Below are 11,124 nucleotides of genomic sequence, written 5' to 3' on the forward strand. Positions count from 1 at the left end.
GAGTTTCCTCCTGGAGAAAAATAGAGCAAGAAAGCTGGGAAAACTTGATGGGTGGAAGTTGTGTTCTCTAACTTTTAAGATATACATTAAAAGAACTCAAAAAATATCAGTTTGTTCGTTTACAATTTGTGGATGTTTCGGGTAAAGCTAAAAATGGGGAGTTCTCGTTTAGAAGTTGTTTGCTGCTTTAGAGGGAGAAGTTAGTTCTGTGGTTTGGATTGTTTATTATGTTCAATAGGTAGATGGACCAGAAAATTTTGGAGAGTGATAGGGGGAATTACACTGATTATTTCTCTAATAAAATACGCAGAGCTGCTATATCAGAAGGAGTAACTCCTGCCACCCGGGCAGCTTGTCCTAAAGTGGCAGGTCTTACTTTTTGTAGTTTTTCCCGTGCTTCCTGAGAAATTACCTGAATAGAAGAGAAGTCGAAGTCAGGGGGAATAACTTTATTCTCCATTTTTTTAAACTCTTCTATTTCTCTTTTTTGTCGCTCAATGTATCCTCGATATTTTATTTCTATCTCCACTTCCTCAATTACCTGAGGCTCGAGAAATGGCCTTTCCGGATCAAAAGGAGCTAAATCCCGGTAGCTAATCTCCGGACGAGAAAGAAGAGCGCTGGCTTTTATTGCTTCTTTTACCGGATTTGTTCCCTTTTGCGTTAAGAGACTCTGCAATTGAGTGGTGGGATAAATAGTAAGGCGAGAGAGGCGCTCGATTTCTTTCTGGATTTTATCTCTCTTTTCCTCCACCCGGTGATATTCTTTTTCGCTTATTATTCCCCGCTCATAAGCATAGAAACTGAGACGGAGGTCAGCATTACTGTGGCGAACCACCAGGCGAAACTCTACTTTTCCAGTGCGTAACCGATAGGGTTCATCTACTCCTTTGGTTACTAAGTCATCGATCATAACCCCGATATAGCTTTCATCTCGCCGAAGAATTAAAGGGGGTTGACCTTTGACGTAACTTGCGGCATTAATTCCGGCTATTATTCCCTGTCCTGCTGCCTCTTCGTATCCTGAAGTCCCGTTGATTTGTCCGGCTAAAAAAAGGCCGGGAATTTCTCGACACTCGAGAGATGATTTAAGCTGAGTAGGTAAAATATAATCGTATTCAATTCCATATCCTGGTCTTATTATATGAGCTCTCTCCAGGCCAGTTATAGAGTGGACTATTTCTCGCTGCACCTCTTCTGGTAGCGAAGTAAAAAGACCCTGGACGTAGATTTCGTTACTTTTCTTTCCCTCAGGCTCCAAAAACAGGAGGTGATTTTCTCTTTCGGGAAAGCGATAAACTTTATCCTCCAGGGAAGGACATTCCCTCACTGAAGAAGTATCGGAGATGGAGTAGAGAAGAGGGGAGCGATGGAGGTTGGCTTTTATGATATCGCAAGTTTTTTTAGAAGTACGGGTAATAAACACTGATGCTCCTTCATAAACCTGAGGAACTCCGGTAAAGGAAAAGCACAGAGGCTTATCGTCGCTTTTCTGCTCTTTCAAAGAGGAAAAGTCTATAGTTCGTCGGTCCAGACGAGGAGGACTGCAAGTGCTGAGCCGGCCTGACTGCAGTCCCATATTGCGTAAATTGCAAGCTAAATCTATCGAGGGAAATTCTCCCTGTCTTCCTGCAGGATAGCTCAACTCCCCGATTTTAATCAATCCATTTAAAAATGTACCGGTGCACAAAACCACAGCGGGAGCAAAAAAGGTAGTTTGATTTTTTACCTTCACCCCTTTTATTCCCCCTTTTTCATCTTGTAATATTTCAGTTGCTTCTCCTTGAAAAAGATAGAGGTGAGGTGTATTTTCCAGGAATTTCCGCATAATTAAACTATACAGGTCTCTCTGAGTTTGAGCACGTAGAGTTTGCACTGCCGGCCCTTTCCCGGTGTTAACTCTTCTTATATGAATGGTAGAAAGGTCGGTAGCTTTAGCCATCAGGCCTCCCAGGGCATCTATCTCTCTTACTACGTGTCCTTTCCCCGGTCCACCAATGGCGGGGTTACAGGGCATAAGGGCTAAATGGTGAATGGAGGTAGTTAGAAGAAGGGTTTTTGCTCCCATCCGGGCTGAAGCATGAGCAGCCTCGCATCCGGCATGACCTCCTCCAATCACGATGACGTCATAGTATTCTTCCATAAATTCTTCCCGTAAAACTAACCTCCCGGAATATTAATGCCGGAAATGGCGAATCCCGGTAAAAACCATACTGATTCCCAGTTTATTGCAGGCCTGGATGGAATCTTCATCTCTAATAGAGCCACCAGGCTGAATAATAGCGGTAATTCCATTTTCCCCTGCTTCTTCTACTACATCAGAAAAAGGAAAGAAGGCATCGGAGGCCAGCACTGCTCCCTTTTCTCGCCCGTGGGCCTTAAGAAGAGCTATATATAGAGCATCGATTCTACTCATCTGTCCCGCTCCCACTCCCACTGTCTCGCGGTCTTTGGCTAACACAATGGCATTGGATTTGACATGTTTGGCTACTTTCCAGGCAAATAATAAATCTTCTTCTTCCTGAGGAGTAGGTTTTTTCTCTGTTACTACTTGCAATTTATTTTTATCTAAATCAATTATATCCTTATCCTGGAGGAGAAAACCTCCATCTACCTTTTTTAAGTCAAAATAGGAGGGAGAAGACAGAGGAGCTTGAATAACTCGCAGATTTTTTTTGGAGGAAAAAATCTTCCGGGCACCTTCCTCATAAGAAGGGGCGATAACGACCTCTATAAACAATTTTCTGAACACCTTGGCGCTTTCTTTGTCTACCGGACGGTTGAAGGCCACAATCCCTCCATAGGCCGATACCGGGTCTCCAGAGAGAGCTTTTTGAGCTGCTACCGAGAGATTAGAATCGGTTGCCACCCCACAGGGGTTATTATGTTTTACTATTACCACTGCTGGGTCTTCGTATTCTCTGACCAGGCTAAAAGCAGCCTGCACATCGTAGAGATTATTGAAGGAAAGCTCTTTTTCTCCCCAGTGTTCTATATATCTCATAAAACCCTGAGGGTCTAAAGACAGGTCTTCATAGAAAGCTCCTCGCTGGTGAGGATTTTCTCCATAGCGAAGAGGGTATTTTTTACGAAGTAAAAGAGAAAATTGGGGATAAAAAGGCTCTTCTTCAGGGTAGGTTAGTCTGGTAAGATAGTTGGCAATATGGCCATCGTAAGCTGAAGTCCGGAAGAAAGCCTCTATGGCCCACTTCTGGGATTTATCTTTGGGGAAAGCTCCTCCGTTTTTGGTCATCTCTTCCATCAATTCTTGATACTGGCAAGGGGAAGAGACCGATACCACGTATCGGAAATTTTTGGCCGAGGCTCGAAGGAGAGTAATGCCTCCTATATCAATTTCTTCCACTACTTTCTCTAAAGAGGTTTCTTCCTTTTCTATCATTTTTTCAAAAGGGTAGAGATTACATACTACTAAATCTAAGGGTTTAATCTGGTGTTTTTTTAGGTCTTCCTGATCTTCTGGATTGTCCCTCCGGGCTAATATTCCTCCCTCGATTACCGGATGCAGAGTTTTCACCCGTCCTCCCAGTATTTCTGGAAACCCGGTAATCTCAGAAACTTCTTTTATCTCTATTCCCAGATTACGGATGAATCTGGCTGTCCCACCGGTGGCTATTATTTCCACACCTTGTTTTTGCAAAAAGGTAGCTAATTCTTCTAAACCGGTTTTATCGGAGACACTTATAAGAGCAGTCTTTATTTGAATCAATCTTTTCACCTCCTGAATTCTATTGCTCATTTTATCCCACCGAGCAAAAAATGCAAAATTATTTCTGAACTCGACTTGCGCATAAAGAACAATGGAGAAAGAAGTGTTCTTCTTCGGGAAAGTAGCAGGGGGTTCCCCGTGGTTCTGTGCTGGTGGGCATACTGGATATTTTCCTGGTTATCATCTTTTGTGTCTGGAGACACTCAGGAGAGGCATTTTCTCTTCCTCAGACTCTTTATTTTTATACTTTTAGTTTTTTTGTGTTTATGCAGCAGAGTGCTGTTATTGCAAACCTCATTCATTTACGCGGCGTGGTAATTCTTCCCTCAACGGTCGTTGTGAACCTCACCTGGCAGCCTGACAATGTTGGGAAAAGGTAAAGAGATTATAAAACTAAGATAACGATGCTCGAGAAAAAATCCCAGTGTGCGCGGTAATCTCTTTTTTCCTCCTCCTGAAAGTTCTTCTTTCCTTCTCTCTTCATTCCTGAAATTCAGTTCGGAATCCAAAAGGCTTTTCAATACTTATGGACCCCTGATAGAACCATTCAGGGGTGACCCCCCGCCGTCATTCCCGAAATCTTTTATCGGGAATCCAGAGGTCTTTGTCTTTAAATAATTTAGATTTCTGATAGAGGTATTCAGGGGTGACGGCAAAAAAGGTTCATGAGGGGAAAGAATTTCCCCCCTCATACCGAGAGAGACGCTTTTTCTCTCCCGGTAGTTTTTTGTTTTCTTACCTTTTTAATCTTTTCGGGGGTCACAGGGGTACTCCTATAGTTCGGTTATAGTTCTGTGACAATAAAAGCAAGACCGCCATGCGCAAGATGTGGCCGTGTCCACGGTAATATAAGGATTCTGTATTTTCTCGGTGTCATTGTTTTAATTCGGTGGAGATGAGAGCTGCATCCTTACTCTTCCGTTCCATATAGTAAGATGGTAAAATTATAAAGGCTAGCATGCTAATAACTTCTTCCTTCTTTTTCTCCTGGAGGCGGTAAGATATAGTAGAATATTGCAAAACAACAGGATTTACAGATAATACGGAGGTGATACCTTGTCTAGGCCGAAAATTTTAGTAGTGGGAAGCTTAAATATAGATATGATACTTGAAATTGAACGGATGCCAGAAGTGGGGGAAAATTTGTTTGTCGAAAAATTTTCCATGCTTCCCGGTGGTAAAGGCAACAATCAGGCGGTGGCTTGTGCTCGCCTGGGAGCACTGGTGAGTATGATTGGTAAAGTAGGAGACGATGAGTTTGGAGAGCGCTTGTTTGCCAATTTGGAACAAGAAAATGTAGATTTTGCCTTTGTCACTCGACAGGCTTTGACTCATACTGGTTTAGCTTTTATATTTGTAGACGAAAAAGGGGAAAATCGACTTCTGGTGGCTCCTGGTGCTAATATGGAGCTCTCGCTTACCGATCTGGATAACGCCTTAGAGCTTTTTAAATCTAACGAATTTTTAGTTTTACAACTGGAAATACCTCAGGAAGTAGTGAAAAAGTGTATTGAGTATGCCCACCGCTCTGGTATGAAAGTAGTACTCAATCCTGCTCCTGCCCAGCCTTTTCCTATAGAAATTTTGACTGCCAATGATATAATTACTCCGAATAAGTACGAAGCGGAAGTTTTAAGTGGAGTTAAAATTAGAAGCATTAGCGATGCTATAAAAGCTATTCAAGTTTTGGATGAGCGTTGCCCGGCTCGGAAAGTAATTACCCTGGGAGGAGAAGGAGCGCTGGCAAGCTATGAGAATAATCAGTTTGTCTATCTTCCTGCTCGAGAGGTAAAAGTGGAGGATACTACCGCTGCAGGAGATGCCTTTAATGGTGGGCTGGTTGTGGGAATCGGTATGGGTAAAGATTGGATAGGAGCTTTGAAGCTCGCTAATAACGCTGGAGCCATTGCCTGCACTAAAGTAGGAGCGCAGAGCGCCCTTCCTCATTTCCGGGATGTGGAAAGGTTAGTAGAAAGGATAGGAGAAGGCGAAGTAAAAATAATTTCGGGAAACTGAGAAGGGAAAATTTTATTTTGCTCTTGAAAATTAGAGGAGGAAAATAATGAGCTTAATCAGAGTTCCTAAAGGAACTCGGGACATATGGGGAGAGGAGATTTATCTCTGGCATAAAGTGGAAGAAGTAGTCCGTTCTGTGGCTTATTCTTTTCAATATGAGGAAATAAGAACCCCCATTTTTGAAAGCACAGAGCTTTTTGCCCGAGGAGTGGGTGAAGTTACCGATATTGTACAAAAAGAGATGTACACCTTTCCAGATAAAGGAGGGCGTAGCCTGACTCTTCGGCCGGAGGGAACGGCTCCCATTATGAGAGCTTACTTAGAACATGGTTTAAATATTTCTAATCCCCGAGTTAAGTGGTTTTATATGGGTCCTATGTTTCGCTATGAACGACCGCAAGCAGGGAGAATGAGACAATTTCATCAATTTGGTTTTGAAGCTATTGGCTTTCCTCAAGCTGCCTGTGATGCGGAAATTATTCTTATAGCCTGGCTCGTAAGCAAAAAATTGGGGCTGGAAAACCTTTCTTTAGAAATTAATAACTTAGGTTGTAATAAATGTAGAGACGAGTATGTAAAAACTCTTCAAGATTTCTTAAAAGGCGAGGGAGATAATCTCTGTGCTAACTGTAAAATTAGGGCAGAAAAAAATCCTCTCCGGGTTTTAGATTGTAAAGAAGAAACTTGCCAGAAAGTTATTCATTCTCCCGCTTTTCCTTTAGTGCAAGATTTTCTATGTGAGGAATGTCGGGAGCATCAGGATGATTTGATGGAGATTTTAAGAGAATTAGATATTTCTTTCTCCATCAACCCTTATTTAGTAAGAGGTTTAGATTATTATACGAGAACTGCTTTTGAAATTAAAACTGGGGAGCTGGGAGCGCAAGATGCTGTGGCAGGAGGAGGAAGATATGACAATTTATCTTCTGCTTTAGGAGGCCCTCCTGTACCGGGGGTAGGTTTTGCTGCTGGAATGGAGAGAATGATTCTTCTCTTAGCTAAAAAGTATGACCCCTCTTCTCTTAAAAAGCAGCCCTTGTTTTATCTCGCTCCTTTAGATGTTTCGGGAGAAAAAGCCCTGTTGAAGCTGGCTTCATTTTTAGGGGATAGAACTATTCCTTTCTATTTAGAGTTTGGTGATAAAAGAGTAAAATATCATCTCAAAAAAGCTCAAAAGATGGGGATTAATACTGTGATTATAGCGGGGAAAGAAGAGAAAGAGAGAGGAGAGCTGGTGTGGAAGGATATGGTTTCGGGAGAACAAATATCAATGAAAGAAGAAGAGTTATTAGCTAAATTATTGGAGGAAAGAAAAAAATGCTGAGGACTCATACCTGTGGTGAATTGAGAAAAGAAGATGCAGGAAAGGAAGTGCAATTAACTGGTTGGGTGAGCCGTTTGCGCGACCATGGAGGGATTTTGTTTATCGATTTGCGAGATAGATGGGGTATTACCCAGCTCGTGGTAGATAATAAAGAAGAAATTTATACTCAAGCTTCCCGGGTTAGGCCAGAGTATGTTATAAAGGTAAAGGGAGTGGTAAAAGAGCGTCCCGAAGGGTTAGTCAATCCTCGACTCTCTACTGGAGATGTGGAGATTGTAGTGAAAGACTTAGAAATTTTATCTTCCTCGCTCCTCCCTCCTTTTGAAATAGAGGGAAATAAGGAAACAGATGAATCTATCCGCCTTCGCTATCGCTATCTGGACCTTCGCCGGGATAAGGTGCAGAAAAATTTAATTCTTCGCCACCAGGTAGCTCAGCTAATACGTCGATTCCTTTCTGAAAAAGAATTCCTCGAAGTGGAGACCCCTTTTCTTACTAAAAGCACTCCTGAAGGAGCCCGGGACTTCCTGGTTCCCAGCAGGCTCAGTCCAGGTCATTTTTATGCCCTTCCCCAATCTCCTCAGCTTTTCAAACAGATTTTGATGATTTCTGGTATGGATCGTTATTTTCAGATAGTTAAGTGCTTTCGAGATGAAGACTTGCGAGCTGACCGGCAACCAGAGTTCACTCAGGTGGACATAGAGATGTCTTTTATAGAGGTGGAAGATATCATCCAGTTAATAGAAGCAATGATGATTTATGTTTTCAAAGAGTCTTTAGGGGTGGCGGTAGATCCTCCTTTTCCTCGACTTTCCTATGATGAGGCGATGGAAAAATATGGTACAGATAAACCCGATTTGCGCATTCCCTGGGAGATTGATGACCTTACTGAACTTTTAGGGCAGGAGATAACTTCTTTTTCTCGGGGAGGAAATAACTTTGCTGTTAAAGCTCTTTTCTTACCTCAAGGGGAAGATTTCTCTCGAAAAAAATTAGATGTTCTTTCTGAGAGAGCAAAAGAAAACTCTCTTTCTCTATCTTGGGTTAAGGGAGGGGGTTCCTCTCCCTTGAAGAACAAACTTTCTGAAGAGACCTGGCAAGGGATGGTAAATAAATATCCCTTTGGAGAAAATGCCCTGCTTCTTTTAGCCTGGGGAGAGAGGTCTAATTTACTGAATTTTATGGGTAGTTTGCGATTTGAATTGGGTGGGGAGTGGATAAAAGATAAGAAACCTTTTCAATTCTGCTGGATAACTGATTTTCCTCTGGTAGATTGGAATGAAGAAGAAAATCGCTGGGACTCGGTTCATCATCCCTTTACTTCTCCCCGGGAAGAAGACCTTGATTTTCTGGATAGTCACCCGGAAAAAGTGAAGTCCAAGACTTATGATTTAGTCTTGAATGGTTATGAAATAGGCTCGGGGAGCATTCGTATTCACCAGATGGATTTGCAAAGAAGAATTTTTAATCTTTTGAATTTAAAAGAAGAGGAAATTGAGCAAAAATTTGGTTTCTTCATTGAAGCTCTGCAGTATGGTTGCCCTCCTCATGGGGGAATTGCTCTGGGTTTTGACCGATTAATTATGTTGATGAGCGGGGAGAGTTCTATTCGAGAAGTTATTGCTTTTCCTAAAACCCAGAAAGGGGTATGCCTTCTCACTGGAGCTCCCGCCCCGGTAGAAGAAAAACAACTGGAGATTTTAGGTATATCTCTCCAAAAACAAAAGAAATGATAACCATCGTCGTATCTTTTTATCATGAAGTTTCTGGGTTAATGGACAAATTTACCTATGTAGTCTATAAATAAATTTATGTAGTATTCTAAACCTGTTAAATTGCACAAATTTTAAAAGCAAGTTATATTAGAAGTTAAAAGCTCGGGATCACGACAGAAAAGGGAAAGGAGGACCCCTTATAATCCCCCGAAAGACAAAAACAGAGCAACTTGCGGAGTCAATAAAGAAATAATAAAAAGACAAGAGCTACTGAGAAAGGAAGTCTCCCTCAGCGAGGTGAACTCTCTATAACCCCGAAAGAGAAAAAGCAGACGGCCTACAGCGTAAGGTTAAAACATGAATAAAAATACAAAATACTACTGGTAGAAAAATCATCCACCAGTATAAAGGGGAAAGAATTCCTTCCTTATGAATTCTCCTTCTTTTGCCGTCACCCCTGAATGGTTCTATCGCTTTTTTCGATTATGCTCTATATCCTCGTAAAATAGAAAAGTGGATGGCCTTTGTGGTAAAGCAAGTCTTATAGAAAATTTTAGAGAAAGGAGGCCATCCACCGAAAGAAGAGGAGCTATGAAGACTGGCTATATTTTCTGCAAGATTAGTAAAAAGAGGATTGAGAGTGCCTACCTTCATAACGAGTTGCGGTGCTCCCGGACTAATCAAGGCTATTGAAGTAGTATTCTAAAAGTATCAAAGGAAGATGCTGGTTTCATAGAATGGAGAATTTCTCTCATAATTAACTCCTTAGACAACTTAAGAAAGAATTTGGGTATTACTGACGGATTATCAGAAAAAGAACTACTGAAGGAGATGAGATGAGATGAGGTGAGGTGATGAGAAGGCTATCCATTTTTACGGCAAAAAAGGACTTGGGCATAGGCGGCGGCAATATCGTTGGAGAAGTAGTACAATAAGACGAGGTATCGTTTTAGCTGTCGATTTCAGAGGAAAAAATAAGGATAAAAGGGAGGTCGCTACCTGTGCAAGTCATATACCTTATGCTTCCTGCAGCTTATTTTATAGCTGGAATTCTGCCTATTCTGTTTTGGAATAGACGTACCAGGGTTAGTTCCAATATATATTTGTTGGGCTGGTTGTCCTGGTTTTGCGCAGTTTCTGTAAAGTTTTTTATTGCTACCATTCAGAACTTGAACTGGCCTATTTTTTATACCAATATCCCTCTGATGGTTATAAATACGACCATTCTTGAAGCCATAGAGGTTCTCTCCGCTTTTTTATTCTTGAAGTATCACCCAGCACTGAAGGAGGCGCGAGACTGGAAGAGCATAGTGGGGTTCGGTCTTGGCTTTGGTTGTGGCGAGGCTATAACGCTGGGAGTGATATTTCTTTCTTCGATATCTATACCATTTTCTCTGGAATTTATGGTGGGAGGTGTCCTTTTAAGTGGTTTTGTAGAGCGGCTCAGTGCCATAGCGATACATCTATCGTCTGCATGTTTCTTAGCATTATTCATTGTAAACAGTAAAAAGAGCTACTTTATAATGGGGTTGCTATCAAAAATTTTATCTGCAACCATGGCAGCAATATTTCAAGTCGCATCTCTGCCCTGGGGTTTATTACTCTCTATAGCGTTTATGGAGATTGCCTTTGCTGTCTACGCTATTTTTTGGATTCTAATATTATTATACGTTAGAAAAAAAGAGGAGATAGCTGAGGAATTGCCACCAGAGCAAGTAGTTAAAATAGACAGATTAAACGTTCTCATTCTTTCAGTTATTTTCTTCTTTTTTATGTATGTCTGGTCGATAATATTAAAGCCTCTTTTGACCTTGCCTCCTTTTTTGCACATTCTCTCCCAGGTGGGGTTATTTTTCCTCGTTACCATCATTATATATCCTCTTTTGGGAAAATACAGGAATACATCTGCTACTGAGGTTACAGTCGGTGGTGCTATAGCGCTGACTCTTTATACTGGAGCACAGAACATAATAATGAGCCTGCAGCCCAATGCTGGTTTTCTCACAATAGCAATGTTCCCATTTTTTGGGATTATCTGCGCCACCGGAGTTTATAGGCTTTTAATCCCGACCAGGGATTGAAATGGGGTTTGCTTGCTGGCAACATGTAGCAAGCAATAAGAGCTTCGGGCTTTTTCCTACCCTTACCTGGATTTACTACAAGAACCTCTTTTACCTGTGAATATTGCGTGTCCCTTGTGCGTGGCGATCTCGCTTTTCAAGAATGGAGAATTGCCATACAATAATACCGGAGTACAGAAAAGAGTAAAGGACGGGGAAGAAAGATTACCGTGGATTTTGCGGTTGAGTATAATAGATAAAAAAGGAGAGGGAAATGGAAGA

At 41.6% G+C, this 11,124-nt stretch carries 6 protein-coding genes; 4 read left to right on the forward strand and 2 right to left on the reverse strand.

The window, feature by feature from the left end:
• Nucleotides 1-286: 286 nt before the first annotated feature.
• Together mnmG and purH are read right to left on the reverse strand one after the other, a co-directional pair.
• Nucleotides 287-2,143 carry a tRNA uridine-5-carboxymethylaminomethyl(34) synthesis enzyme MnmG gene (gene mnmG, locus GXZ17_RS02795; protein WP_409375769.1) on the reverse strand — a complete coding sequence of 619 codons (1,857 nt, stop codon included), beginning with the start codon at nucleotides 2,141-2,143 and terminating at the stop codon, nucleotides 287-289.
• A 33-nt stretch (nucleotides 2,144-2,176) separates the two neighbouring features.
• A complete protein-coding gene (gene purH / locus GXZ17_RS02800) occupies nucleotides 2,177-3,727 on the reverse strand; it encodes a bifunctional phosphoribosylaminoimidazolecarboxamide formyltransferase/IMP cyclohydrolase (protein ID WP_409375770.1) in 1,551 nt (516 codons plus the stop codon).
• Between the two features lie 1,056 nt (nucleotides 3,728-4,783).
• On the opposite strand from purH, the gene rbsK reads away from it, so the two are divergent.
• The 4 genes from rbsK (at nucleotide 4,784) to GXZ17_RS02820 (ending at nucleotide 10,863) form a co-directional block, all read left to right on the forward strand.
• Nucleotides 4,784-5,743, forward strand: coding sequence for a ribokinase (rbsK, locus tag GXZ17_RS02805; RefSeq protein ID WP_409375771.1), 960 nt, complete (start codon nucleotides 4,784-4,786; stop codon nucleotides 5,741-5,743).
• Between the two features lie 46 nt (nucleotides 5,744-5,789).
• On the forward strand, nucleotides 5,790-7,067 hold the full coding sequence (gene hisS, locus GXZ17_RS02810; protein ID WP_409375772.1) for a histidine--tRNA ligase: 1,278 nt from the start codon (nucleotides 5,790-5,792) through the stop codon (nucleotides 7,065-7,067).
• The gene (gene aspS, locus GXZ17_RS02815) at nucleotides 7,061-8,800 is read left to right on the forward strand and encodes an aspartate--tRNA ligase (protein ID WP_409375773.1); all 1,740 of its coding nucleotides are present in this window, start codon (nucleotides 7,061-7,063) and stop codon (nucleotides 8,798-8,800) included. Before hisS ends, aspS begins: the two co-directional genes overlap by 7 nt.
• A 983-nt stretch (nucleotides 8,801-9,783) precedes the next feature.
• On the forward strand, nucleotides 9,784-10,863 hold the full coding sequence (locus GXZ17_RS02820) for a hypothetical protein (protein ID WP_409375774.1): 1,080 nt from the start codon (nucleotides 9,784-9,786) through the stop codon (nucleotides 10,861-10,863).
• The last annotated feature ends 261 nt before the right edge of the window (nucleotides 10,864-11,124 follow it).

It is taken from the genome of Candidatus Sordicultor fermentans, from assembly GCF_012728195.1.
GTDB classification, from domain to species: domain Bacteria; phylum Atribacterota; class Atribacteria; order Atribacterales; family Caldatribacteriaceae; genus Sordicultor; species Sordicultor fermentans.

Coding starts and splice junctions, on each gene's coding strand:
- aspS (WP_409375773.1), top strand. CDS start 7,061: ATGCTGAGGACTCATACCTGTGGTGAATTGAGAAAAGAAGATGCAGGA.
- mnmG (WP_409375769.1), bottom strand. CDS start 2,143: ATGGAAGAATACTATGACGTCATCGTGATTGGAGGAGGTCATGCCGGA.
- hisS (WP_409375772.1), top strand. CDS start 5,790: ATGAGCTTAATCAGAGTTCCTAAAGGAACTCGGGACATATGGGGAGAG.